Origin of the sequence: Mucilaginibacter sp. (assembly GCF_041663085.1) — a bacterium.
Classification (GTDB): domain Bacteria; phylum Bacteroidota; class Bacteroidia; order Sphingobacteriales; family Sphingobacteriaceae; genus Mucilaginibacter.
On sequence record NZ_JBAZRC010000060.1, the window covers coordinates 1 to 25,910 of the forward strand.

The 25,910-nt window shown below is 43.1% G+C and carries 19 protein-coding genes and 1 pseudogene; 7 read left to right on the plus strand and 13 right to left on the minus strand.

Going from position 1 to position 25,910, the window contains the following annotated elements:
- Positions 1-665: 665 nt before the first annotated feature.
- The 3 genes from WC615_RS12590 to WC615_RS12600 all read right to left on the minus strand — a co-directional run bounded on the left by WC615_RS12590 (position 666) and on the right by WC615_RS12600 (position 4,176).
- Positions 666-1,454, minus strand: a complete 789-nt coding sequence (locus WC615_RS12590) for an SDR family oxidoreductase (RefSeq protein WP_372978445.1) — start codon at positions 1,452-1,454, stop codon at positions 666-668.
- Between the two features lie 128 nt (positions 1,455-1,582).
- On the minus strand, positions 1,583-2,860 hold the full coding sequence (fucP, locus tag WC615_RS12595; RefSeq protein WP_372978446.1) for an L-fucose:H+ symporter permease: 1,278 nt from the start codon (positions 2,858-2,860) through the stop codon (positions 1,583-1,585).
- Positions 2,861-3,012: 152 nt separating this feature from the next.
- Positions 3,013-4,176 (minus strand): glycoside hydrolase family 172 protein, encoded by a 1,164-nt coding sequence (locus tag WC615_RS12600; RefSeq protein ID WP_372978447.1) that lies wholly within the window; start codon positions 4,174-4,176, stop codon positions 3,013-3,015.
- 380 nt (positions 4,177-4,556) lie between these two features.
- Here WC615_RS12600 and WC615_RS12605 point away from each other — a divergent pair, with 380 nt between their 5' ends.
- Positions 4,557-5,882, plus strand: a complete 1,326-nt coding sequence (locus WC615_RS12605) for a DEAD/DEAH box helicase (protein WP_372978448.1) — start codon at positions 4,557-4,559, stop codon at positions 5,880-5,882.
- 137 nt (positions 5,883-6,019) lie between these two features.
- On the opposite strand, the gene WC615_RS12610 is transcribed toward WC615_RS12605, so the two are convergent.
- The 5 genes from WC615_RS12610 to WC615_RS12630 form a co-directional block, all read right to left on the minus strand.
- Positions 6,020-6,247: a VF530 family DNA-binding protein gene (locus WC615_RS12610; protein ID WP_372978449.1), complete on the minus strand. Its 228-nt coding sequence runs from the start codon at positions 6,245-6,247 to the stop codon at positions 6,020-6,022.
- Positions 6,248-6,372: 125 nt separating this feature from the next.
- Positions 6,373-7,032: a bifunctional 4-hydroxy-2-oxoglutarate aldolase/2-dehydro-3-deoxy-phosphogluconate aldolase gene (locus WC615_RS12615; RefSeq protein ID WP_372978450.1), complete on the minus strand. Its 660-nt coding sequence runs from the start codon at positions 7,030-7,032 to the stop codon at positions 6,373-6,375.
- On the minus strand, positions 7,025-8,068 hold the full coding sequence (locus WC615_RS12620) for a PfkB family carbohydrate kinase (protein WP_372978451.1): 1,044 nt from the start codon (positions 8,066-8,068) through the stop codon (positions 7,025-7,027). The genes WC615_RS12615 and WC615_RS12620 overlap by 8 nt, the downstream gene beginning before the upstream one ends.
- A 243-nt stretch (positions 8,069-8,311) precedes the next feature.
- Complete coding sequence (locus tag WC615_RS12625) at positions 8,312-8,785, minus strand: DUF4920 domain-containing protein (protein ID WP_372978452.1); 474 nt, start codon at positions 8,783-8,785, stop codon at positions 8,312-8,314.
- A 136-nt stretch (positions 8,786-8,921) separates the two neighbouring features.
- Complete coding sequence (locus tag WC615_RS12630) at positions 8,922-9,530, minus strand: alpha-ketoglutarate-dependent dioxygenase AlkB (RefSeq protein ID WP_372978453.1); 609 nt, start codon at positions 9,528-9,530, stop codon at positions 8,922-8,924.
- Between the two features lie 97 nt (positions 9,531-9,627).
- On the opposite strand from WC615_RS12630, the gene WC615_RS12635 reads away from it, so the two are divergent.
- Positions 9,628-9,852 carry a hypothetical protein gene (locus tag WC615_RS12635; RefSeq protein ID WP_372978454.1) on the plus strand — a complete coding sequence of 75 codons (225 nt, stop codon included), beginning with the start codon at positions 9,628-9,630 and terminating at the stop codon, positions 9,850-9,852.
- Between the two features lie 88 nt (positions 9,853-9,940).
- The gene (locus WC615_RS12640; RefSeq protein ID WP_372978455.1) at positions 9,941-10,843 is read left to right on the plus strand and encodes an alpha/beta fold hydrolase; all 903 of its coding nucleotides are present in this window, start codon (positions 9,941-9,943) and stop codon (positions 10,841-10,843) included.
- Here the strand turns inward: WC615_RS12640 and WC615_RS12645 are convergent.
- The 3 genes from WC615_RS12645 to WC615_RS12655 form a co-directional block, all read right to left on the minus strand.
- On the minus strand, positions 10,830-12,071 hold the full coding sequence (locus WC615_RS12645) for an ATP-binding protein (protein WP_372978456.1): 1,242 nt from the start codon (positions 12,069-12,071) through the stop codon (positions 10,830-10,832). The genes WC615_RS12640 and WC615_RS12645 overlap by 14 nt on opposite strands.
- A 222-nt stretch (positions 12,072-12,293) precedes the next feature.
- Complete coding sequence (locus tag WC615_RS12650) at positions 12,294-14,342, minus strand: ATP-binding protein (protein ID WP_372978457.1); 2,049 nt, start codon at positions 14,340-14,342, stop codon at positions 12,294-12,296.
- Positions 14,343-14,479: 137 nt separating this feature from the next.
- The gene (locus WC615_RS12655; RefSeq protein ID WP_372978458.1) at positions 14,480-16,441 is read right to left on the minus strand and encodes an ATP-binding protein; all 1,962 of its coding nucleotides are present in this window, start codon (positions 16,439-16,441) and stop codon (positions 14,480-14,482) included.
- Positions 16,442-16,804: 363 nt separating this feature from the next.
- Between WC615_RS12655 and WC615_RS12660 the strand changes: the two genes are divergently transcribed.
- Both WC615_RS12660 and WC615_RS12665 read left to right on the plus strand, forming a co-directional pair.
- The gene (locus WC615_RS12660) at positions 16,805-19,276 is read left to right on the plus strand and encodes a TonB-dependent siderophore receptor (RefSeq protein WP_372978459.1); all 2,472 of its coding nucleotides are present in this window, start codon (positions 16,805-16,807) and stop codon (positions 19,274-19,276) included.
- Positions 19,277-19,338: 62 nt separating this feature from the next.
- A complete protein-coding gene (locus WC615_RS12665) occupies positions 19,339-20,577 on the plus strand; it encodes a PepSY-associated TM helix domain-containing protein (RefSeq protein WP_372978460.1) in 1,239 nt (412 codons plus the stop codon).
- Positions 20,578-20,612: 35 nt separating this feature from the next.
- Here WC615_RS12665 and WC615_RS12670 read toward each other — a convergent pair whose 3' ends face one another.
- Complete coding sequence (locus WC615_RS12670; RefSeq protein WP_372978461.1) at positions 20,613-22,988, minus strand: GAF domain-containing protein; 2,376 nt, start codon at positions 22,986-22,988, stop codon at positions 20,613-20,615.
- 140 nt (positions 22,989-23,128) lie between these two features.
- Positions 23,129-23,734: a phosphatase PAP2 family protein gene (locus WC615_RS12675; RefSeq protein ID WP_372978462.1), complete on the minus strand. Its 606-nt coding sequence runs from the start codon at positions 23,732-23,734 to the stop codon at positions 23,129-23,131.
- 123 nt (positions 23,735-23,857) lie between these two features.
- Here WC615_RS12675 and WC615_RS12680 point away from each other — a divergent pair, with 123 nt between their 5' ends.
- A complete protein-coding gene (locus WC615_RS12680; protein WP_372978463.1) occupies positions 23,858-25,117 on the plus strand; it encodes a Pycsar system effector family protein in 1,260 nt (419 codons plus the stop codon).
- Between the two features lie 3 nt (positions 25,118-25,120).
- Positions 25,121-25,910 (plus strand): annotated as a pseudogene (locus WC615_RS12685) (polyphosphate kinase 1); the annotation flags it as partial.

The window sequence follows — 25,910 nt, forward strand, 5'->3', positions numbered from 1 at the left end:
TGATCCGTAGCCATATTTGATACATAAGGTACGAAAACCAGACCCTCCTTTAAAATACTCCCGGATGATCGATGACTTATTAATTGTCTTTTTCATTTGGTACTTTTTTGTCAACCTATTTCAGGACAAGTCAGCATGTTCCGTCCCATTGTAAACGGAACAACCGGGACAAATGGAACATATTGATAGTGAAGGTATTGCAATTTTAATTTTAGCGCTCTATATAAAGCATTACTTCATAATTTTGGTTTAAAACCTTATTATAAATCAATTATAAAAATAAGCTTTTGTTCCACTTTTGCAAAAATGGACCAAAAAAACACCGGGCAAAACACGATATAAAAACACTTTTAATTCGTCTTTTTTCGGCCTTAGAACGCCCTTTTCCGGATATTGGAAAGCGGAAACAAACATTTTAGCATTATACATTAACCTATTGATTTTCAGATCATTATTGATATTAACTTTGTTCCGTTTGTTCCGTAAATGGAACGAAATGGGACAAGGTTTTTGGGGGTATTTGGCGACAGCAAGGAGACGCGAAGTATCACGTCTTTGACAAAATTCTCCCCAAGCCCTTATTGCGAAAAGCGTGACAACAAAGCAATTGACGCGCGTGGGGGAAAACGACAAAGCTACAATGCCCTATTGGAGAGTATAACTATCTACGCGTTAGCCAATGCCCTATCCAAATGCACATACCCGCCATCAACATAAATAATTTGCCCGGTGGTATGGCTGGAACGATCTGACAACAGGAAAACCACCGTATTGGCAATTTCCTCTGTGGTAGTCATGCGCTTGCCGAGTGGTATGGTAGCTTCTATTTCTTTACGTTTTGCAACAGGGTCTGGCAAAGTGTTTATCCAGTTCTCATAAAGCGGGGTCCAGCATTCAGCTACCACTACGGCATTTACACGGATACCATACTTCAACAGTTCAACAGCCCATTCACGCGTAAGCGCGTTGCGGGCCCCGTTTGAGGCCGCATAGCCCGATGTATTACCCTGCCCGGTATCAGCGGTTTTTGAGGTGATGTTGAGTATGGCCCCTTTTGATTCTTTTAACAGTGGCAAAGCATGGTGTGCTATCAGGTAATAATGCACCATACTTTTATGCAACGATGCCATAAAATCTGCATAATTGCCATCTTCAAGGCTAACACCGTCATTAACGCCGGCGTTGTTCACCAGGCCATCAATGCGGCCGTATTGTTTGGCTATAGCTTTTACGGCTTGCTCACATTCCTCGGGCCGGGTAAGCTCGGCAACAACCTGACCTGCCTGGCCGCCGCTGGCGGTTATATCGGCAACAACCTGTTTATTATCCTCTTCGCTTCGGCCAATAATTATAGGCATAGCGCCTTCTGCGGCAAGGGCCCTAACAATACCCTCCCCTATGCCTTTCGCCCCGCCTGTTACTATAATTATTTTATTCTTTAAATTGAGATCCATAGTTGTTTTTCATAAAAAAATGTCATTTCGAACGATAAAGAGAAATCTTGTTCGATCAGCATAGCAAACTTTCATAATGAACAAGATTTCTCCTCGTACCTCGTTCGAAATGGCAAGTGGTTATTTCATTAATGCCCTGCCACTATTTCCACATGCTTAACCCTGAGGTTCTTCAGCGCAAACCAAAGTATCGCAACAAAACAAACGCCCGGTACAATATAAGCAACCTGTATGTTTGATACATCAGAGATACGGCCCATTACCGGCGGCAATATAGCGCCACCTACAATGCCCATAATTACCAATGATGAACCCAGCTTGGTTTGTGGCCCCAGGTCTTTTATAGTTAACGAAAATATGGTTGGGAACATAATAGACATGAAGAATAATACGGCCATCAATATATAAACAACAACCTCGCCATGTAAAGTTACGGCTGCTGCAATAAGCCCAATGTTGATGATAGCATAAGTAACCAAAAGTTTAACAGGATTGATTACCGTCATTAAAGCTGTGCCCGATAGCCTGCCAAACATAAATAACAACAATGCTATACTTAATAATTTAGCCGCGTGGTGTTCACCAAAACCAGCCACGTGCTCGCTATAGCGTATAAAAAAGCTGGTTACACATGCCTGCCCGCCTACATAAAAAAACTCGGCCACCACGCCCGACATCAGGTGCTTATTTTTTGTTAAAGCTGCAATGCGGCCAAATAATGGCTTATTTTCAATTTCCCGCATTTCGGGAGATTCTTCCTTGATAACCGGGAATGCCGTACGCCACACAAATATGGCAACCAATAATACAGCTATGCTTATAATAACAAATGGTAGCTGTACTGATGAAGCTTCGTGATTTAAATAAGCATTGAGTTTTTCGGGCGACATAGCCTTTTCTTGGGCATCTGTTAAAACCGTGCCCGATAAAATAAAAGTGCCGCCTATATAGGGCGCAAATGCCGCTGCCATACCGTTGAATGATTGTGCAAAGTTTATACGCTGGGTAGCGCTCTTTGGGTCGCCAATTAAGGTGATCAGCGGGTTTGCTGCTGTTTCTAAAAATGCCATACCTGAGAAAACCACAAATAGTGCCCCCAAAAAGAAAGCATAATTACGTACCGCGGCAGCCGGGTAAAACAGCATAGCCCCTGCCGAAAAAAGCAGCAAGCCTAAAATAATACCGCCTTTATAGCCATATTTTTTCATGAACTGTGCCGCGGGGATGGGCAGCAAAAAGTAAGCGATGTATGAGGCCGAATCTATCAGTGATGATTGAAAATCTGTTAACTGGCAGGCCTTTTTAAGGTGCGGGATAAGTATCGGGTTAAGGTTAAGTGCAAATCCCCAGATAAAAAACAGGGAGGTAATAAGCGCTACGGCAGCAAAACTTTTGTCTTTTGACATTTATACAGGTTTAAATTCTCTTAAAAATTGGTCGGCTCAAGATAAATTATTTAAGCGCAGCTTGTATGCCCTTTAGTTAAATTCCCGGTAAATTAATGCTATTCGACGTTCCGGCAACATCTAGTTTCCCATTTCGCATAATTTCATAAATATCAGTTCACCTCCAGTTCATCTTTTGATGGTAGCTTGGGGAACGGGCCGTGCTGGCCTGTCTGGTACCAAAATACTACCGATGCAATATCATCCTGCAGGGGCATATACCTGCCGCCGCTGCGCCAGCCCAAAGCCTGTATGGTTACCTTTAGGTTTTTCTCAAAGCGTATCGGGTCGGTTATATGCCAGCGGTACATCCCAAAGCGCTGGGCAACATTATATAAGCCATCACCACGTATTACCTGCGGCAGGCCGGTGTAGGGGCCGCTAAATTCGGTGTATGCGCGGGTTTCACTGCCGTCGGCATTCTTTTTACGTGTTTCAAAATTGTACGATCCGCAAAAATAATCTTCAGTACCGGTGCCTATAATGGTTGGGAATTTGGTATCACCGTCCATAAAAAACTTGATCTCGCCTTCGCCCCACCAGCCGTTTTTGTTTGAGCCATAAGCCAGGTAAGTACCCACATACTGGCCCTTGCCTTTTATGCTATCCACCAAAACGTAATCCTTTTTATAGGGCAGCGGGTTTATCCTGCGGAACTGCGCGTGGAAATAACCTGCATCCTCGGGTACTTTGGTCAGCGTATAATCAACCTGGTAGTACAGCACCATATCTTCATTATCTATATTTTCCATGGTGATGCGGCACTTTTTGCGGAACGGCATCGGCCAGTAACAGTTAAAAGCACTCCCCGGGTTTACCACCACCGCCAGCGAGGTTACGGGTGCGTATTTACCCCAGCCCATACAAAAGAAATCGCCAACGGGCGCTTCAACAGATGGCGTGGCCTCATCATCCCAGTAAAAGCGGATAATGGAGTTGCGCCAGTTACCGGTTGGCGTCATCCAAATGTGTTGTATAGCACCTTCGCCGTCAATTTCGGCAACTGTAAAGGTTGTATGTTTTTTGATGATAACGCTTGGGCTAACCTTCCAGGTCTGGCCCAGATCGCGCGACGCTCCTGCACCGGTACCCGTTGTGGCCATACCGCCTTTGCCCTTTTCGCCGGTAAAGTTTTCGGGGCTGATGGAGCGGCTCACCGCATCTGATGTGCGGTAGATGTTGCCCATATTGGCATCCAGTCCATTAAACTTTTGTTGCGCATACGCGGATGAAGCCAGGATGCAAAACACCCCCGACAGCAGGAAAAGCTTTTTCATAATTGTAGGTTTAACAGCTAAAAGTAGTAAATATCTGTTTACAATACCAAGCCACAAGCTTCATAATGCTGGTTTTACGGTCAGGACTATTGAAATTTCGTAATGTGGAGATGCATCATCCTTGCTGCTTTTTAAATTTACTCACCCCGCGACACTTCGTGCGCGACCCTCTCTGTTTCGCAAAGGGTGAAGAGTTGATTGACCCTTTTTCCGCGCAGCGAAGAGAGGGTGGTCGAGCGAAGCAATGACCGGGTGAGTAAAATAACCAGCATGGCATAGCCACGATTAGAAAAGATCAGCTATGCCAGATTGCGGATAATCATCCGATAATCTTAAAAGCGGGATGGTTTTGGTATCTTTGCATTCTTTATATTTTTGAAATGGCGTGGGCAGAGAAATTTAAGCTGAATAAGCAATTAATAAAAGCAGTTACTGAAGCAGGGTTTACCAACCCTAAGGAAATACAGCTAAAAACACTTAACCGCATTATTGGCGGGCAGGATGTTATTGCCATTGGCCCCGAAGGCTGCGGTAAAACTACCGTTTTGGTTTTGGCTACCCTTAACCGTTTTAAACATAGCGCCGATGGTACGCCAAAGGCGCTGATATTAGCCCCCGACCAGGAAAAGGTATTTGAGATACTAGCGCAGTTCGACAGGCTGAACCGCAATAAAACCATCCGCATTGTTAGCCTGCACCCCGGCCAAACAACCGAGCAGAATATGGATGACCTTGCCGAAGGATCAGACATAGTGGTGGCTACCCCCGACAGGGCGCGCGCTATTTACCTGAAACTTGGGCTTAACCTGAATAAGGTTGATTTTTTTGCTGTGGATGATGCGCAGCTTATCATTAAGAAAGGCCTGCAATTACCTGTGGTTGAACTGGCTAACAGTATTGGTCGCGCCCAGCATTTAATATTTACCGAGGTAATGCACGAGCGGCTTGAAAAGATGATAGCGCCTTTTATGCAGCTACCGGCAACCGTGGAGGTAGAGGAACTGCCTGAAGAGCAATTACCCGTTCACCCGCAGATGTTGTACCACGTACCCAATTTTGGCACCAAGCTAAACCTGCTTAATCTTTTCCTGTACGATGAGGAGATGTTCACCAAAACGGTTGTTTTTGCCAATACCCGCCTTACCGCCGAAACCATTTATAAAAACCTGACCAACCGCCTGCGTAAAGCGGTTGCCATGATAAACCCGCTATCGTTCGAGTATAACAAGGTAAATGATATCAGCGAATTTAAAGCGGATAGCAGCCTGCGTGTGCTCATCATCGCTAACGAAGGGACTGAGGAAACGGAGCTTGACCTAACGGAGATCCCTTTCATCATTCATCTTGACCTGCCGGCCGACAAAGCCGTTTACATCAAACATATTGAAAACCATACCGTTGATGCGGAGGATGAAACTTTAGCTTTAACCTTTGCTACCGATCTTGAGCTTGACCAGGTGCGCCGTATTGAGCAAACAACCGGGCAAAAAATGCAAAAAGCTGAATTGCCTGAGGATCTGGTTTTAGAGAAAGACCGCAAGCAAAAAGAGGCTGATAAGGAAAAGGCTAAGAAACCCGTTAAGGCCGATCCGAACCAATACGTACCGGGCGAAGCTTTCCACGAAAAGAAACCCGAGAACTCAAAAACGTACAACTATAGTTCGGGCACCAAAGCAAAAATGAACATGAAGAAAAAGCACGGGTAGTGTTTTTTCAATTCCCTCCCTTGGGAGGGGTGCGGCTGCCTGTGTAGTGGCGGGGAGGGGTTAAACGCCTCGTGTTAAGAACCCCTCCCTGCACCCTCCCGTTGGGAGGGAATCGCACAAGCCCTCGCCTATCCGATTTACTTCTCTATTTCTTTATAAAACTCGATATACAGATCTTCTACCTTTTTACGCGCCCATGGGGTTTTGCGGAGAAACTTTAGGCTGGAGTTAATGCTGGGAGTATCCAAAAAGCAATTGATACGGATACGGTACCCCATCTCGGCCCAGCCCAGGTGTGCAACCAAAGCATTCAGGATGGCTTCTAATGTTTTACCGTGCAGCGGGTCTTTTGATTTTTGTTCCATGTGGGTGTAAAAGTAATTATTTCATTTTTACCACAGAGAACACAAAGAGAAAACCACAAAGAACACAGAGTTAATTTTATACTACCGGGTGCTTTGCGATAGCCCCTGCGGGGACATCAATAGAACTATTTGCTTAATTGAACAAGTTCAAGCGCTTTAAGTGTATCATTATATAACTGATGATAGAGCCTTTTATCCAACACATTACGGCTTATCAGTTTACTACCCATACCTACTGCACAAACACCTGATCGAAACCATTCGGCTATATTGGCTGCCTCTACCTCAACACCGCCGGTTGGTATAAATAACTGCCCCGGGAAAAGCTCCCTAATGGACGATATAAAGGCCGGACCAAGAATGTTTGCCGGGAAGATCTTGATCAGTTTAGCGTTATACTGCTGCGCGATATGGATCTCGGTAGGCGTCATACAACCGGGGATCCAAAGCATATCATAGTTATTGGTTACCAGGGCTACCTCACTGTCGATAATGGGCGATACAATAAAATCGGCACCGGCATCTACAAAGGCTTCTGCTTCCAGTCCGGTTTTAATAGTACCAATACCTAAGTACAGCTCAGGCATATCCTTCTCTGCGCTTTGTTTTATGCTATAGAAATTCCTCAGCGCTTCCGGCCCCCTATTGGTATATTCTAACACCCTAACCCCGGCATTATACATACTACGGATCACCTCCAGGCTTACCTCTGCATCTTCATAAAAAAACAATGGCAGCATCCCCTGCGATAAAATGGCATCAACAACTTTATTTTTCTTATTCATACTTTATTGCTCCAATAATTTCTTCAACGCTATTTGTTGTGGCATCGCTTGCTATAAACAATTTGGTGAACGCAGCCGCCGTTGCAAAATCTAACGTTTGCTGCGCCGGCTGGTTGTTATAAAAGCCGTAAATAAGACCGGCCATAAAACAATCGCCGGTGCCTACCTTATCTACAATTGTTGTAGTACAATATTCGTGCGAGGTATTAAAAGTTCCGTCAATAAACAATGCGGTGTAGTATTTTATATCATCAGCCTCATCAAACCTAAAGGTATTGGCTACGGCTTTGCATTTGGGAAATTGCCCGATAATTCGTTCTGATGATGATAGCGCTTCTTTCAGGTAAATGCTCTTTTGGCCCGACTCATGAATGTCGCCGAATACCTCTATCCCCAGCATTTTTTCGGCCGCCCAGATATTGCCCATTATCACATCACAGTACTTAACCAATGCAGGCATAACATCCTGTGGTTGTTTGCCATACTGCCATAATTTAGAGCGATAATTCAGATCAACAGATATGGTGATACCCTTTGCAGATGCCGCCTCAAGGGCCTCTAAACATACATCGGCCACCTGCTGACTGATGGCCGGGCAGATAGCACTGAAATGGAACCAGCTAACTCCATCAAGTACTTTATCCCAATCTATCATACCAGCCTTTAAACCTGCAAAAGCTGAATTGGCGCGATCATAGATCAAAGCATCATGTTTCAGATCTTTCCCCTTGGTAAGGAAGTAGAGGCCTATCCTATCGCCATGGTAAAATACCGAAGATGTATTGATGTTCTTTTTATTGAGATAGGCGATGATCTGCTCTGATAATCCGTTATTTGGCAATGCGGTAATGTACCGGGATGGCACATCCCAAAGGGCAAGAGCGGTTGCTACGTTTAGCTCGGCACCGCCTATGTAGGTTGGGAGCGTGTTATCATTTAACCAGTTGCCACCTGCATCGGGTGCTATCCTTAACAGCAATTCGCCAAAGGATAGTACAGCGCCGCTTTTAAAGTTCTTTAACAATGAATTGCTCATGGATACTCAGGATGTATTAGGTAGATACTATTTATTGAAATTAGGAATTATAGCTTATAACTTCCAACAAAAAAAGCCTGTAAGGTTACAGGCTTTTGAATATTTTAAACGATGTCATTTCGAACGAGGTACGAGGTACGAGGAGAAATCTTATACGCCATGCACCATGCATATCATAAACAAGCATGATGTATAAGATTTCTCCTCACTACGTTCGTTCGAAATGACAGGTGAAGAATATGTTTATTTAACCACTAAAACACCATCTGCCATAATAGAAATATCTTTCTTAGGCGTGTTTATGGCGGCTATCTCTTCTTTGCTTTTACCGGCATCGGCGGCGTAGTGTTTCAAACGCTCAACTGATGTTTCCTTTACTTTGGCTTTACCTTCTACCACTACTGTTTTGCCAACAATATTTTGCGGCATAAAGTAAGCGTAATCGGTAAACTGCACCATAATTGGGGCGCCATTGGCTTGCGAGATCTTCATGAAACAACCTTTCTTTTTGCAAACCTCAACTACGGTACCGGTAATTTTACCATTGTAAACGCTATCGGTACTCAGGGTTTTGCTTAGGGCTTCGGTGTTTAAAGCGTTATCGGCAGTAACCTCTTTGCCGTAGGTAACACCTGCATCAGCAGGTTTAATGGTGCTTTGTGCAAAGGTAATGGCACTAAAGCCAAGGCAAATTGCCAGCAGGACTAATTTCTTCATATCAGGTTTTTAAGATGATGGTATCAACAAAATTAACATTTTATTTTAATTTATTCCCGTTGTCTTTATGTAAACAAAATATTCATATAAACAACATAATAATTTGATTATTAAATATATTTTCTTTAAAGTTAACTCAACTTATCACCCTAAAAGTTAAATTTATCCGTTCGTTTAAGGCTTTGGTTGATTTGGGCACCTGGTGTTCCCAATGGTGCTGCAGGTCGCCTTTCATGATAAGCAGCGAACCATTCTCCAGCTCTACCGAGTACTTCTGTTTATGATCTTGTTTGTGCCTTACATCAAAGCGCCGGACCTGCCCAAAGCTTACCGAGGCTATTACGGGGTTTATACCAAGCTCTGGCTCATCATCGGCATGCCAGGCTACAGAATCATTGCCATTACGGTAATCGTTCAGCAGAACGCTGTTAAACGCCATTCCGGCGGCTTGTTCAACGCGTTGTTTAATGAACAGCAACTCCGGCGTCCATGGGTACGGGTCGTATTTTTTGCCGCTAAAGGCGTAGGTCTTGCTGTTTTCGCCATACCAGGCAGTAAGGCGGGGCGTGTTTAGCAGCTTACCATACATCTGGATGGTCTCTTGTTTCCACTGTATGGTTGCTTTTAGCTTCTGCATCAGGTCTGCACTTTCCTGGCGGGTAAAAGTATTGGGCAGGTAATCCATTAATTCAGTTGGGAGTTTAAGGCCCTGTGCATTATCAAAAAAGCTTAATTGTTCCATCATGTAAATAACAATGAACAAATTTAAATGTGTTAACCTGTTTATGAAAGCACGTGTTTTTCGGCACGGAAAATGTTATAAGTACCTAAATATTAAAGTTATGAGTTCGGCATTTGTAAAAGAAAGTGAAAGCCAGTGGCTGCATGAGATAGGCCCGTCGATGAACGCTTTATTAGTATTTTTGCAGCGCGAAAACGGCGGCATACGTATATACGAACGTAAAAATTACTACAACGACAAAGAAGGCCGCGATGTTCACCAGATGAGCGATGGCCTTAGCTATGCCAAAAATGATGAAGGAACCTGGTATATAGTGTGGGATTAAACCCGTTAAAATTAGTTAAATCGTCTCTAATGGCTATGCCTGCATTACATAAAGCAGTAATATTGTAAAACTTAGATCACCACATCTCATGAAACTATTTCACTATACTGCGGCTTTTGGTTTGTGCCTGACTGTGTTTGCCTGCAATAACCCGCAGCCAAAAAACACCAATGCTGTAAATGATGATAAGGCCATCACCACAAACGTGGCAAGCAACAATGTGCGGATAGATTATACCGATACAGGCACCGGCGATACCACCCTCCTATTTGTACATGGCTGGTGCATCAATAAAACCTACTGGGAAAAACAGGTGGCCTATTTCGGCAAAAGATACAGGGTGGTTACTATAGACCTGCCCGGCTTTGGCAAATCGGGTAAGAACCGTAAGGATTGGAGCACTGCGGCGTATGGGCAGGATATTAAAAACGTGGTTGCCCAGTTGAAGCTGAAGAATGTAATACTGGTTGGCCACTCTATGGCGGGCGACATTATTTTACAAGGGGCTGTTGACGCACCCGAAAACGTATTGGCACTGGTTGGGGTAGATAACTTTAAATCGGTTGGTATAGCCTCTAAGGATAGCGTTAAGGACAAGAAGGAGTATGAAGAAGCCATAGGCGCCATGAAGAAGAATTTTAAAGCCGTAGCCTTTGATTGGTTTAATAAACAATTGTTTTATAAAACTACGCCTAAAAGCATCAGGGATAGAATTTTAAACGATGTGGCCCACGCTGATTCTACCATTGCTATTGCCGCCCTGGCATGGGATAGTAACTTTAGCGAAAGCAACGAACTGCTGAGACTTAAAAAGAAACTTTACCTCATCAATAGTGATTATGTGCCCAATGATACCGCCGGGCTGGTAAAAAAGAGGATCCCTTATAAATTATTTATAGTGCATGATACGGGCCATTTCCCGATGATAGAAAAGCCCGAAGATTTTAACAGGCAATTGGATAACGTAATTGCTGATATTAAGCGGCAGTAGCACCTTCGGCAGGCAATTGTATGTTCTTTTTTACAGAGAATATAAACACGGTTCCCTCGCCAATATTTGATTCGGCGTGGATAGAACCCTGTAATTTCTCAACCAGGAGCTTTACGGTGTGTAAACCTATGCCGTTACCCTTTTTATTAAATCGGTCTAATGCGTTTAAAGTAACCGCTTTCTCAAATATCTTATGCAGATCTTTTTCGGCGATACCCATGCCGTTGTCTGATATTTTAAACTTATAGTAGCTGCCTTCTTCCCTGAATTGGATATTAACCATACCCTCCTGCTTGTCGTTATAACGCACTGCATTGGTAAGCAGGTTCAGAAATATCTGCTCTAACGCTACCGACGAGCAGGTGAGTGTATGCTCAACCTTCGGAAAATTAACTTTAACACTGTGTGGCACATCAATCAATTCCACTACGCTTTTAAGCAACTTGTTCAACTGCAAACAGCGCTGATCTGAAAGTAACAAGGCGGGTTCGTTAGAGTAATTAAGCATCTCATCAACCAGTGTAAGCAAGCGCTTAGAGGCGCTGATGGTTAACCCCACTAGGCTACGGCTTTTTTGGTCACCGGTATTGGTTAGCCGCATTTGCAGCGCCTGCGATGTAAGCAGTATGCTGCTTAACGGGTTTTTAATATCGTGGGCCGCAGTTATGGCAAATTTCTGTATAAATGTGTTTGTTTCCAGTAGTTTGGTATTGGATGCTTCCAGCTCGGTTACTTTTTTACGCAACTCTATCTGCGTTAAAACCTGCCGGGCCAGTATTTTAAGGGATTTTACCTGCTCAGTAGTTAGCTGTTTGGGTTCTGTATCTAAAACACATAACGATCCTAACGCATAACCATCCTGGTTAATAAGTGGCACACCCGCATAAAACACAATATTGGGGTTGCCCGTAACCAATGGGTTTGCAGCAAACCTTGCATCCTCACGTGCATCGCTAACAATCATGATATCTTCTGTAGCTACAATAGTATGCGCGCAAAAAGCATGTTCTTTTGGGGTTTCCCTAACATCGGCGCCAATAATAGATTTAAACCATTGGCGCTTATCGTCTAACAGGCTTATTAATGCTACGGGGGTTTGGCAAATTTGTGAAGCAAGTAAGGTTAGCTCCTCAAAATCTACTTCGGGCAGTGTATCTAAAATATGATAAGATTCAAGCGCTTCTAAACGCTCTTTTTCGTTAACGGGGATCGGAAAAGGGGAATTCAATACTTTAAATTAACAAATTAAATATACAGTTTATTTAATTATAAAATGATATTTAAATTACGGTGGAAAATCAATTTTGGTTTTAAAAGGTGTTAATGTGTAACCAGCCTAAAATTGCTTTGTGCTGCCAAATATTAAAGCTGTTACGTGAACCGGCCAAAACATTGGTAACCTCGCAAATACTTCAACAAACTCAGGATCACAATTCATCAAGATCAAAATTTATAATGGCAGGGTAAACCAAAAAGTACTGCCTTTTCCTAATTCGCTGTCAACCCCTATTTCGCCGCCATGCTTGCGTATGATCTCGGCACTGATATATAAACCCAGCCCTAAACCCGAATTTTGATAGCCTGATGCATCGGTACGATAATAACGTTCAAAAAGGTGGGCCAATTTATCGGGGGCAATGCCCGGACCGGTATCCCTTACAGATATCCTTGCCATATTATCTATCTTTTCTACATTAAAAAATATCTGTTTTGAATTTGGCGCATACTTAACAGCGTTGTTTACCATATTAACTATAACCTGGTCTACACGGTGTTCATCAGCCATTACCTCCAGTTGTTCATCGCCCTGCAAAATTAGTTCGTGTTTACCAGCCACCCTTACATGGTTGCAGCACTGGTTTAGCATATCCGCAATGGTAAACTTTGTTTTATCCAGCTTCAGCTGCCCTTCGTTCATCCGGCTCAGGTTAAGCAGGTCTTCTATCAGGGTGCTTATCTTATCCATGCTGCGGTTGCTCTGCTCTATCAGTTTTGGCAATACCTGAGGCGATGGGTTGGCCTTCATCCTATCCAGCAACTGTAATGCTGCCTTTAAACTTGTTACGGGCGTTTTTAACTCATGGCTGGCTATACTTATAAAATCATCTTTTTGCTGATCATAGGCCTTGCTTTCGGTAATATCTATCATAGTGCCTGATACGCTTACCGGCTTATCCTGATCATCGTAATATGCTTTACCGGTAGCCTTTAACCATCGCGGCTTTGAACCATCCAGTGGGTTTATAATATATTCTGTCTCAAAGCTGTTTTTGGTTTTTATGGCCTGTTCAATGGCATTGCCCACTTTCTCTACATGCTCTGGCGCTATTAAATTTAACGCAGCTGTAAATGTCATGGCTGCACCGTGTGCAACACCATGTATTTTTTCGGCCTGTTCAGAAATGGTTAGCTTATCGGTTGCAAGGTCTACCATCCAGGTGCCCATATTTGCCGAATCTATAGCCAAACGCAGCATTTCTTCTGCGGCTTCTATTTGCCTGCGGGCCTCAACCTGTTCGGTAACATCTACGGCTACAACCATAATAGCTTTTACACTGTTATCGTCAAACCTTACAGGCTCGTACACAAAGTTCACAAAAACAGATTGTATTACGCCATTACGCACCAACTGAAGTTCATGCTCTGTTGCAGAAAATGATACCCCAGTGTTGATCACTTTATTCATTATTGGCGCGTATGCCGCGGCGGCTTCGGGTACAGCCTGCCAAATGGTACGGTTGTGCATAGCGGCGCGCTCCTTGCCAACAACTTTAAGGTACGCATCGTTCACATCCTGTATCATCAGATCATGCGCCCTGATGATACAAACACCTACCGGGGCCTGTGTTACCACAGCCCTAAAACGCGCTTCGCTTTCGGCAAGGTTGTAGTTTAGTGTTTGCAGTATCTCCTGCGATTCGGCCAGTTCCTCGTTGGTTACGGTTAACTCTTCCAGGGTCGAGGCCAGTTCCTCATTCGATGAGCTCATCTCTTCATTTGCTGCTGCCAGCTCTTCGTTTGCCGCTGCCAGTTCCTCGTTGGTTGCCGCAAGCTCTTCATTAGCGGCCTGTAATTCAGATTCCAGCTCTATTTCGCGGCGCCGGCTTAAATATCGCGCTGTAACATCGGTAGCAGTATGTAACACGCATATCACCTCACCTGCATCATTTTTTATAGCGCGGTATTCAAAATCAAAATAAAAGGGTTTTAGTTCACCATCAACCATTAACTCGGCCATGGTATCGGTGCCTGCAATGGTTTGGCCGGTGTGCAGTACACTTTGCAGTAAACCTAAAAATGGCTGTCCCTTCAATTCGGGCAGGGCTTCTTCAATGGGTTTACCTATTACGCTTTTATCTTTTCCCCACACAGCAATCATAGCGTCATTGGCTGTTTCGATGATCATATCATCCGTGCTGTGAATAGCGGTAGCGGTTTTTGCCTGTGATAATATTGTCAGTAACAAATCGCTGCTAAAGTGACTTGGATAGTTGCTCATTAAGGTGATTAATGGGTTTATTTAATTAAAAATTATTAATACTCTTTTAATATGATAATGTTTTAATAACGGGCCTAAAAATATAAGTTTAAACAATCAGTTTCAAATCTGCATTTCAATCATTCCAGTCACTATATTTATAATGGCAGGGTAAACCAAAATGTGCTGCCTTTGCCCAGTTCGCTTATTGCGCCAATTTTTCCACCATGTTTGCGTACAATTTCCGAACTGATATATAAACCCAGGCCCAGGCCCGAGTACTGGATGCCCGAATAATCTGCCCGGTAGTAACGGGTAAATAAATGCGGCAGCTTATCGGGTGTTATACCGGGGCCGTTATCTTTTACAGATATTTTGGCCATATTGCCTTCCTTCTCAACAATAAGGTAGATCTCGCGCGAGTTTGGCGCGTACTTCACCGCGTTGTTCACCAGGTTTATCACTACCTGGTCTATCCTATGTTCATCCGCAAAAACCTGCAAACCTGTATCTCCCTGAAAAATAAGATCGTGCTTGCCGGCAACCCTAACATGGTTACAGCACTGGTTAAGCATATCTGCAATAGTAAATTTTGATTTGCTGAGATGAAGCTGCCCCTCGTTCATACGGCTTACGTTAAGCAAGTCTTCAATTAAAGTGCTAATTTTTTCCATGCTGCGATTGCTTTGTTCTATTAGTTTGGGCAGCATTGTGGGCGATGGCGCATCTTTCATGCGATTGAGCAATTGCAAGGATGATTTGAGCGAAGTAATGGGCGTTTTAAGTTCGTGGCTGGCAATGGTTATAAAATCGTCCTTACGGCGCTCGTTTGTTTTGCTTTCGGTAATATCATAGGTAACACCTACCATTCTGGTGGCCCTACCCTCTTTGTTGTAGCGTGGCTTTGCGGCAGCGCTAATCCAGCGTTCGGTACCATCGGGTAGTACTATCTCATATTCGGCATTATAAACCGTGTTATGGTCTATCGCATTTTTCCGTTGTTTATCAACATGCTTACGGTATTCGGGTTTAATGATCTCTGTTACATCAGCAAGGCTTAGGGGCTTACTTAAAGGCCAGCCCAAATTAAGCTTATACTGATCGGTAGTCACCATCTTGCCGGTTTCCAGGTCAAGCTCATATGAGCCAAGGTTACCAGCATCCAGCGCTATCTCCAAACGCTGATTCATTTCTATCAATGCTTCACTTGCGCGGCGCTCTTCGGTAATATCCTGCAACGTACCGCTAAATCTAATCGCCTGGTTATCAATATTAAAAAGCGCTTTACCTTTAGCCTTAACAACGCGCGGCATAGGGTTTTCGGGGTTAACAATAGTATATTCAATATCGTAACCTCCGCCCGATGTGTATTGCATGGCCTGTTGTATGGCGGCAATCACCCTCATTCTGTCGGTTTCTAAAATTACATCTGTAGCGCTTGATAGTGGTATTTCCTGTTCGGGCCTTAGGCCAAACCACGATTTCAGCCTGTCGTTACCCGAAAATTTATTTGTTTTGGGGTCAAGGTCCCAGGTACCCAGGCTGGCGGCATCAATAGCAAACTGCAATTGTGTTTCGCTTTCTGTTAGATTATTGTTCAGTTGTATCAGCGTTTCCTGCGATTCGGCCAGATCATGATTCGATATGGTTAATTGCCGGTTAGCGTCAGATAATTCTTTATTGATGGATGCAACCTGCTCGTTCATCTCGGCAATGCGTTTCTGGCTTAAAAACCTATCGGTAACATCTGTAGCGGTATGTAAAATGCAGCGGGTAGTACCATCGGGGTTTAAAATAGCCCTGTATAAAAAATCGAAGTAAGATGTTCTTATTTCTCCGTCTATATCTAATTCTGCTGGTGCATCAATACCTTCTACCGTATTGCCTGTACGCCATACGTTTTGCAGCATGGCTATAAATGGCTGGCCTTTTAACACGGGCACAGCTTCTTCAAGCGGCATACCAATGATGCTTTTATTCTTGCCCCAAAACTGCAGCATAGCTTCGTTTGCGTTTTCAATGATCACATCTTCGCCGGTATATATAGCCGTGGCGTTTTCTGACAGAAACAAAATATCCAGTAAATCATTGTTGCTTAAACGGGTAGAAGTGTGGTTCATTTAAAATTCATTATTACGGCTAAAACAATGTAAACTCAATAAGTTTAAACATTGTTTTTAGCCACGCAAACTAAAGTTTAAGCTTTACCCGGGTATTACGCAAAGCTATTTGTAAAAACTCCGGATGCGCCGACAAGATTAACCGGCACAAAATAACGGCATAGATAAACGGGGCATTTTGTTACTGTAAGCCCCATTCATACCATTCGCACCAGGATTCAAAATTTTAAGACTGTTGTGTTACCCCCAATAATAGACTCATAATTAATTGAAATTAAGCTTATTTAAACTTATTCTAAATAAAGTTTGGAATTATAGATCATCTATCTATTTTTGCGCTTAATTGGAATTAATCTAAATAAAATGTCGAAACATATCCTTAACCTTACCAAACTGTTTTTTTCGCTATTGCTTACGCTATTTTTCACAACTGCTGTAAAAGCCAATGATGATGATATTAAAAATGGCAAAATTACCGGGCATGTAAAAACAAGCGACGGTAAACCCGCAGCATTTGTAAACATTGGGATAGTAGGTACAAGCAAAGGAACTATAACTAACGATAATGGGGCTTTTACCATCAACAGCGTAAAGCCCGGTACTTACACTATAAAAGCATCGTATACAGGCACAAAAAGTGAAGAAAAAACGGTAACCGTTGCCGAAGGCCAAACTGTTAACATTGAATTTGTACTTTCAGAAACTTCTACCGCCTTAAATGAGGTTGTAATATCATCTACCAAAACCATCAACCGCAAAAACCTAAGCATTGGCAAAATGAGCGTTGCCCCTATCGACCTGCCGCAAAGTGTGTCGGTTATTGGCCGTGATGTGCTTGATCAGCAGCAATCCCTGCGCCTTAGTGATGTTATTAAAAATGTAAATGGCGTTTACCTATACAGCGCCCGCGGCAATACGCAGGAAACTTTTGCTGCACGTGGCTACAATTTTTCAAGTACCAACATGTTCAAAAACGGCTTTAGGGTTAATTCGGGCGTAATGCCAGAGATAAGTTCATTAGAACGTGTTGAAATTTTAAAGGGAAGCGCAGCCATGCTTTATGGTAACGTTGCACCAGGTGGTATATTAAACCTGGTTACTAAAAAACCTAAGTTTGAGCAGGGGGGCCAGGTATCTATGACCTATGGCAGCTATGACCTGTATAAACCTGCGTTTGATGTTTACGGCCCTATATCATCCAAATTAGCCTACCGCTTAAATGGCACCTATGAAAAAGCAAACAGCTACCGCGACAACGTAAAATCTGAAAGGTTTTATATTAACCCATCGTTACTTTATAAGATAAGCGATAAAACAAACATTATTGTTGAAGGCGATTACCTGAATTATGACTTCACGCCCGATTTTGGTACCGGGCAGGTTAATAACATAATAGCCAATGTTCCGCGCAACAGGTACTTAGGCGCATTATGGTCAACCGGTAATACAAAGCAAACTACTGCTACAGCTACCATTAACCACCAGATAAATAACCTGTGGAAACTGAGCGGAGGTTTCTCTTACCAGCATTTTGACCGCCAGTACCAAACTACAGAACGCATACAGCCCGATGCCGTTGGCGACTGGAAACGTAACCTTAACCGCACTAAAACACTTGAGGATTATTTTACAGGCCAGTTTAACATTAACGGAGAGTTTAACACCGGCGCTATTAAACATAATATTTTAGCAGGCGTTGATGCCGACTGGTACCGCAATACCAACTATACTTACGTGGCTACTGTAGGCGGTGCTTCAAGTTACCTTGATCAAAACGGCGCATTGCAATCGGGTATATATGATACCATCAACATATTTGACCTGGACAAATACACGCAACGCACAGATAAGCCTAACATGAACCCATTTTACAATGTGCTTACCCCAACCAATCGTTTTGGTGCGTACTTTAATGATCTGATCAGCTTATCAGAAAAAGTAAAGGTGCTTGCGGGCATACGCTGGTCATACCAATACATATCGCCTACTACCGTTACCAATTACTATAGCCCTGCTTTAACTGCACAGGCAAAAGGTAAAGAAGATAAGGCATTTTCGCCACGGGTGGGTATTGTTTACAAACCGCTTGCCAACACCGCTTTATTTGCCAGCTACTCAAACTCGTTTGTTGTGAATACAGGTACCGATGTTAACAACAACCCGCTCGATCCCTCAATAATTGACCAGTTTGAAGCAGGCGTAAAAAATGATTTCCTGAATGGCAACCTGTCTGTAAACGTTACCGCTTACCGTATCATTAACAACAACCTTGCGCAAACAGCCCCTTTTGGCCCCGATGGTGTAACACCTAATACCAATACTAATATAAAGGCGCTGGTAGGCCAAACAAAAAGCGATGGTGTTGAGCTTGATATTGCCGGCCACCCTATTAAAGGGCTTGACTTGTTAGCGGGGTACAGCTATACCAACGCGCGTTTTGCAAAAACGCCAGGCACACCGGGCAGCAACGTAGCCGGCGACCCATTACTAAATGTGCCAAAACATACAGCCAATGCAAGTGCCTTCTATAATTTTTATGATGGCAGCCTTAAAGGCTTTAAAGTTGGGGTATCTGCTTATTACCTGGGCACCCGAAACGCCGGCTTTAATAATGTGTATCCTGCTGTCGGCCAACCACAACCTGCATCACGGTTAGTACCTGTACCTAAGTTCACCACTGTAGATGCATCATTAGGTTATACCTATAAAAAGCTATCTATCATTGGTAAAGTCTCAAACATAGGCAACGTACTTAACTGGAACGTGCACGAAAACTATAGTGTGAACCCTATACCGCCAAGGCAGTTTTTAACCACCTTAAGCTACAAGCTTTAATACGCTATACTCAAAAAATAAACCGGGCTTGTTTGGCAAGCCCGGTTTTATCATTAAAACGCATGAAAATATTCTTCCGCAACATTCACCTCTATTTAAGCCTTGCCGCTGGCATAGTAATACTATGCTCATGCATTACAGGCACTATACTGGTTTTTGAAAAAGAAATAAACCACAAGCTTCATCCCGAACGTTATTATGTAACGGCAAAGGGCCAAAGGCTACCATTACAGCAATTGGTTAAAGATGCTTTAAAGCAGTTACCCAAAGCAAAGCTGGCATCGGTAATGGTATATCATGATGCGGAACGCTCGGTTGAAATTGGCGCCATAATACCCGAGAAAAAGAAAAAAGAAGATAAAGACAAAGACAAAAAAGAAACACCTGCCGAAAAAGGCAAAAACAGCCAAAACCTTAAAGACAAAAAGCCGAAAGAAAACGCCCGTGCCAATACTACCCTATTTGTAAACCCTTACACCGGCGAGCTTTTAGGCCAGTACAGCAAAAGGCAATCTTTTTTATTTACGGTAGAAATGCTGCACCGCTTTTTATTGGCTGGTAAAGATAGCGTTGGCGATATGGCAGTAGGCATCTCTACCCTGCTGTTTCTGTTCATATTAATTACAGGGGTAATTTTGTGGTGGCCAAAAACCAGGAATATTATGCGCCAGCGCCTTAAAATAAAGTTTGACGGCAGCGGCAAACGCCTAACACACGACCTGCATATTGTTACAGGCTTTTATACCTCGCTGTTCCTCATCGTAATTGTATTAACCGGGTTGGTTATGTCGTTTAAATGGGCTAACAATGCGTTATATGCCATAACAGGTTCCAAACAGCAAAAAGAAGAAGCAAAAGCCCCCGAATCAAAATACGAGGCCGGGTTACAACCTTTAACGTTTGAGCAGGCGCTGGCAGGCATCAGCGATAAAATAACAACCGCCGAGTTTTATAATATCCGCGCCCCCCGCGATTCTGCAGGAACGTATAGCATCAACATTTTAGAACAGGGCAAAACAGAGAACGCTTCTGACAGCTACATAATTGACCAATACAGCGGTAAAATTATAGTCTCCGGGTTATTTGCCGATAAAAGCCTGGGGCAGCGGGTGCGCTCATACATAAAACCCGTACACACCGGCTCAGTTTATGGGCTGCCCACCAAGATAATCAGTTTTATTATTTGCCTGCTGGCGTGCATCTTTCCGGTTACTGGCGTAATGCTGTGGTTAAACCGCATTAAAAAGAAAAAACCGGCCCGGAAAAGGTTAATACGGCATCCTCACCCGGCTGCGGTTTAGTTAATACCCGTTAACTTATTAACCAAAAACTTAAGTTATAACGCTATGGTTTTTGCCTGCTGCTGCATTTCGGTATAGGTAAAGAATTTACGTACCGGCAAACTGGTATTATAACGAATGCGCACGCGCAGGGCCTTTAAGCCCGACACCCCCTGTAAGTCTTCTACGTCAAGCATTTCAATCTCGTCTTCAAGCATTTTTTGGGTTTGCAGGAAACGGATATAGTTTTTGTATTCTACCTCTTCATCGTGGTTGGAATACACTATGGTTAGTTTACCAATGGCGGTTAAACGCTCGGTAGTGTTTTTAATAACGGCTTTATCAATTCGTTTTTTTACGATCTCGAACCGGGCGTTATACGTACCATCTACATCAAACCTTTTCTCATCCATCCTAAAGCGGATAGACATAGGCAGGCTAAACGCCAATATCAGCGAGGTAACATCAAGCGGGTATGGCAGGTATGGCTTCAGGTAATGGTGTTCAAGCTCCATCTCGCACAACACCTGTAACTGCCAAAGGCGCAGGTTATGTAAATAAGATATATCAAAGTTTTTTGCCGGGGCTATATTTGCACCTATATACAGGTTATGTTCTATTCCATCAGTTTTGAAACGCTCATAATAATGAGGGAACACCTCCTGCGCCTGGACCTGTGCCCTATCAAGCAGCAGGGCCATTTTTTCGTTGATCATGGCAACCGTGGTTTCATACTTACGGCGGTTTTGATGAAAATCGCCCTCTTTACCGGCCTGTGTAAGATATTTTTCTATAGCGGTTTTGGTTTTTACCGGCAAATCATCCGTTTCTTTTAATAGTGGATGGATATGCAGTTCTAAATAGTTTTGGATCTGCTGCTCGGTATCGGCCCGCAACGCGCTTTGTACATCCATTACATACTCCTGCAGGTTACGTACATGCTGTTCGGCATCACTGTCCTTATTACTGAGGTGTAATTGTTCAATAATGGGTATAAGTGCTGTTAATTGTTCCTGCAAATCGAGTTGCACACTCTTATTCCGTGTATCTGATGAACCTTTTATATCAATTTGCCCGTAAAGCGGGAATACATCATGAAAGGTTACCTCTTTTAAAGCATAATCTTTCTTTAACCCGCGATACTGGAGGAATTTTATCGCCTCTTTTTTAAACTTCCAGTAAACGCTTGGGTGTATGGTTGTGTATTCGTTTTGAATAATAGCCTGTATCTGGTTTTGGATGTTACTGTACTGCTTATCAATGGTATCGGTAATATAGGGTAATACGTTTTCCAATTGGTTTGCATTAATACTGTTCAGTTCGCCTACGTTGTTTGATACCAGCTCAATAATGCCCAGCAAATGGCCGTTCTTTACAACGGGTGCCAGTATCATACTTTTTATACCCTGTTCTAAAAAGCGCTGTGCCATTACATTATCAGGTTCGGCCTGCAAATATTTGGCTACGTCTGATATAGCGAAATAAGTTTTTTCCTGAACCAATTTGCTTAATGATCGTGTACAAAGCGTATCGAAACATTCTTCTTCCACATGATCGGGCAACAGGTAACTTTTAAGGTTAGGGTTAAATGTGGCTATAGAAAAGGTGTTCTCGGCGTCGTTAAACGATGTAAACCCTATATTCAGGTTAGGAAGCTTATATATAGAGCGAAAAACATCTAAAAATTTACCTTCTAAATTATTGCCGTATGTAGCGCCAAGCAAAGTTCCTTTTAATGCCGATACCGCATTCTCAACAGTAGCATCAAACAGGGTTAATATGGCAAACCCTTTTAGTATCCAGCTATCCTTAGGGAAATATTTTTTCCACAGGCTAAGGTCATCATAATTATCGCGCAGCAGTTCAATATCTTCCGCAGTAAGTAAGGGTGCACCGGGTGTTGGCATCAGATCCATAAAATCCGCATTATATAAAATACGGTAATGCTTTATCACACCTTTGGCATCGGGTATATCATAGAACCAGGGCCTCGAAAAATTAAAATCGGTGCCATAAAACTCGTTCATAATAATACAGCAACTGCTCACATATACCTGGTGCTCGGTAAAATCCCTGATGTTAATATCAAATACCGACCCGGCAGCGGCTATAATATTTTGCAGGCGCCGGGTTTGGTTAAACAGTACATCCTGAAAAGGCACCGATATAGCTTTGATCTCGTTAAGAGTAAGTGCTTCGGGAAAGATATCCCCGGTTAAGCGTTTAATAATGCCAGCATGTTTTATAAGTACTTCGGTATCGGTAATACCTTCTCTTAATTCGGGGTAAGGCTCAATTTCATCCAGTATTTCCTGTGCCATTGCAGCTTGCAGTCCATTTTTCAAAGCAGCCTGCTCTTCTAAACGCTGTATCAACATATGGAATGAGATGCGTATCTGGAAAGGGCTATCTGCAAATGGTTTAAGATTCATAAGCTGTTTAAAAGGCGCTTTATTATAGCGCTATCAAATTCATCACAAATTTAAATATTATATCAACCTAATCGTAGGTTTATATATTGTTTATGACTCTTGTGTAAAAAGAGTCAGTTAAGTTTACTTTTAAATGGCGTTCAGCGTTTTATGGGTTGTAATAATAAAGCCGTCCCGGTGCCCAAAGCTATACCTGCTGCAACATCGCTTGGGTAATGTACGCCAAGGTACATGCGCGAATAACTTGTAGCACCCGCCCATAAAAATGCAGGCGCTATTACATACCATTTTGGGTACGCACTTGATAATGCTGTTGCCGTTGAAAAAGTGGTAGACGAATGCCCTGAAGGGAATGATGTACTCCCCGCCCGGTAAACGGGTATTATATTAATATTTTGCACAAATGGGCGCGGGCGTTTAACCAGGTGCTTTATTAATAAGGTAAGGCCGTAAGTAATAGCGGTACTGCTGGCTACGTAAAGCGAGTTTTCGCGCATTTGCCTGTCGTTACGGATAATGCCCCCTACAAGCAGGGCGGCAGGTACACCTATATCTCCATACATGTAATTACGAGATAAAAAAAGGGCTACCTCTGTTTGGGCCGGGGTACGGTTCTCTGCCAGATTGATCATCACTCTGTCATCAAACTGTTGAATTTGAGATTGAGCTTTTATACACTGCACAGGTGTAATAAACTGGATAACAGCAAAAAACAACAAGAAGTATTTATTGCATACGAACTTCATAAGGTGCAGCTAATTATTAATTTTTATATTTATACCAAAGTAAATAATTTTTACGGTTGATAGGGTCAAACACGGGTAATAAAAAAGTGTTGGGCTTAACATCTGCTTATCTAAATACGCATCATGAATTACCCCGAATTACTTCGCCATATAAGGGAATACGCATTGGCATATTATAAAACGCACGCTAATGACAAGCTAATATACCACGACAAGGGGCATACCGAAGATATGGTTGCCGCTGCCATGCAAATTGGCAACCATTACCAGCTTAATGACCGCGACTTTTTTATTGTACAAGCTGCTGCGTGGTTTCATGACCTGGGTTATATGGTTGATATTGCACACCACGAAGCCCAAAGCGCTGTACTGGCCCTAAACTTTTTGCAAAAACACAATGCAAATGATGAAGATATTGATGCAATAAAAGGCTCTATCCTGGCTACCCAAATGCCGCAAAAACCAGTTACCCTGCTGGATAAGATAATTTGTGATGCAGATCTTTTTCATTTAGGTACCGATGACTTTTTTAAAAAGGACAAACAGCTTTTAAAAGAAATTAACGCCCTGTACCATAAAGACCTGAGCAAACTGGAGTGGCGCCGCAAAAGCATCCACTTTTTAGAGGAGCACCACTATCATACCGATTACTGCCAGTTGCTTTTAAACAGCGGAAAAGAAGCCAATATCCAAACCTTAAAAAACAAAGTAGCCGCTGCCGAAAAAAAGGCGGAAGATAAAGCGGAAGAAAAACATACCGAGACAATGCAAGAAACAGCAGTAACCACCGTTGACGACGATTCTGAAAAACCGGAAAAGGACGGTAAAAAAAAGAAGGCCGACCGCCCTGATAAAGGTATCGAAACCATGTTCAGGATCAGCAGCAGCAACCACCAGCGCCTGAGCGACATGGCCGATAATAAGGCTCATATTATGATAACGGTTAACTCCATTATCCTATCGGCGGTTATTAGTTTGTTGTTACGCAAACTAACCGATTACGAATATTTAACCATCCCAACGTTCATCCTGCTGTCTATCAGCCTGCTGGCTATGACATTTTCTATATTGGCTACCCGCCCTTCTATTCCGACCGGGATCTTTAAACGGGCAGATGTGGACGAGCGCCGGGTTAACCTCCTGTTCTTTGGTAATTTTTATAAAATGCCGCTTGAGGATTACACCTACGGTATGGTAAAAATGATGGAAGACAAAGAGTTTTTGTACGGCAGTTTAATAAAGGATGTGTACGCACAGGGCGTTGTACTGGGTAAAAAATATCGTTTGCTGCGCATTGCTTATAACATATTTATGTTTGGGCTTATTGCCGCTGTGCTGGCATTTATTATTGCTTCGGCATTGTACAGTAAAGGCCATAAATAAATTATGCTGAACGCTATATATTTTAACCGGGATATTAGCTGGCTGAGCTTTAATGGCCGTGTGCTGGAAGAAGCAGCCTCTGTATCCGTACCTTTAATAGAACGCATCAGGTTCCTGTCTATCTACTCATCCAATCTTGATGAGTTTTACCGGGTACGCATCCCGGTACTCAAAGCATTAAAAAACATCGGCAAAAAAAGCGATGAGATTGATGCCGATGAGCAGGAGAACATTTTGCAGCAGGCCACCACAACAGTCTTACAGCAACAAAAGCGCTTCGGCGAGATCCTGACAAAAGAACTTATCCCCGAATTAAAGGCCAATAAAATAACGCTGCTTTACAACGGCGACCTGCCCCCTGCTTTAGAAAAAGAACTCACCGATTATTTCCTGGCAGAGGTACTTGCTTTTTTGCAGCCCGTTGTTTTGAATGAGGATACCACTTTCTTCCCCGAAAACAATAAGCTGTACTTCATTATACAGCTGCGCGATGCAGATGAAGAGAAGCTGCTGTTACTGAACATCCCGTCGGACGAGTTACCGCGGTTTTACTGTACAAAGTGCGAGGGCGAGCAGTTCATTTGTTTTTTGGATGATATTATCCGCTTTAACCTGGATAAGCTTTTTAAAACATCCACCATTGAAGGCTGCTACAGTATCAAGATAACCCGCGATGCCGAACTTGATTTGAAGGACGAATACCCCGGCGAATTATCTGAGCAAATAGAAAAGCAACTGCAAAAACGCGATAACGGCCTGGCCACGCGCTTATTGCACCAGGCCGATTTGCCTT

Bases quoted from the DNA above. Each gene is read 5' to 3' on its own strand.
- WC615_RS12640 (WP_372978455.1), top strand. From the start codon at position 9,941: ATGAAACTATTTCACTATACTGCGGCTTTTGGTTTGTGCCTGACTGTG.
- WC615_RS12665 (WP_372978460.1), top strand. From the start codon at position 19,339: ATGAAAATATTCTTCCGCAACATTCACCTCTATTTAAGCCTTGCCGCT.
- WC615_RS12660 (WP_372978459.1), top strand. From the start codon at position 16,805: ATGTCGAAACATATCCTTAACCTTACCAAACTGTTTTTTTCGCTATTG.
- WC615_RS12615 (WP_372978450.1), bottom strand. From the start codon at position 7,032: ATGAATAAGAAAAATAAAGTTGTTGATGCCATTTTATCGCAGGGGATG.
- WC615_RS12620 (WP_372978451.1), bottom strand. From the start codon at position 8,068: ATGAGCAATTCATTGTTAAAGAACTTTAAAAGCGGCGCTGTACTATCC.
- WC615_RS12675 (WP_372978462.1), bottom strand. From the start codon at position 23,734: ATGAAGTTCGTATGCAATAAATACTTCTTGTTGTTTTTTGCTGTTATC.
- WC615_RS12655 (WP_372978458.1), bottom strand. From the start codon at position 16,441: ATGAACCACACTTCTACCCGTTTAAGCAACAATGATTTACTGGATATT.
- WC615_RS12650 (WP_372978457.1), bottom strand. From the start codon at position 14,342: ATGAGCAACTATCCAAGTCACTTTAGCAGCGATTTGTTACTGACAATA.
- WC615_RS12610 (WP_372978449.1), bottom strand. From the start codon at position 6,247: ATGGAACAAAAATCAAAAGACCCGCTGCACGGTAAAACATTAGAAGCC.
- fucP (WP_372978446.1), bottom strand. From the start codon at position 2,860: ATGTCAAAAGACAAAAGTTTTGCTGCCGTAGCGCTTATTACCTCCCTG.
- WC615_RS12635 (WP_372978454.1), top strand. From the start codon at position 9,628: ATGAGTTCGGCATTTGTAAAAGAAAGTGAAAGCCAGTGGCTGCATGAG.
- WC615_RS12630 (WP_372978453.1), bottom strand. From the start codon at position 9,530: ATGATGGAACAATTAAGCTTTTTTGATAATGCACAGGGCCTTAAACTC.
- WC615_RS12590 (WP_372978445.1), bottom strand. From the start codon at position 1,454: ATGGATCTCAATTTAAAGAATAAAATAATTATAGTAACAGGCGGGGCG.
- WC615_RS12625 (WP_372978452.1), bottom strand. From the start codon at position 8,785: ATGAAGAAATTAGTCCTGCTGGCAATTTGCCTTGGCTTTAGTGCCATT.
- WC615_RS12605 (WP_372978448.1), top strand. From the start codon at position 4,557: ATGGCGTGGGCAGAGAAATTTAAGCTGAATAAGCAATTAATAAAAGCA.
- WC615_RS12600 (WP_372978447.1), bottom strand. From the start codon at position 4,176: ATGAAAAAGCTTTTCCTGCTGTCGGGGGTGTTTTGCATCCTGGCTTCA.
- WC615_RS12680 (WP_372978463.1), top strand. From the start codon at position 23,858: ATGAATTACCCCGAATTACTTCGCCATATAAGGGAATACGCATTGGCA.
- WC615_RS12670 (WP_372978461.1), bottom strand. From the start codon at position 22,988: ATGAATCTTAAACCATTTGCAGATAGCCCTTTCCAGATACGCATCTCA.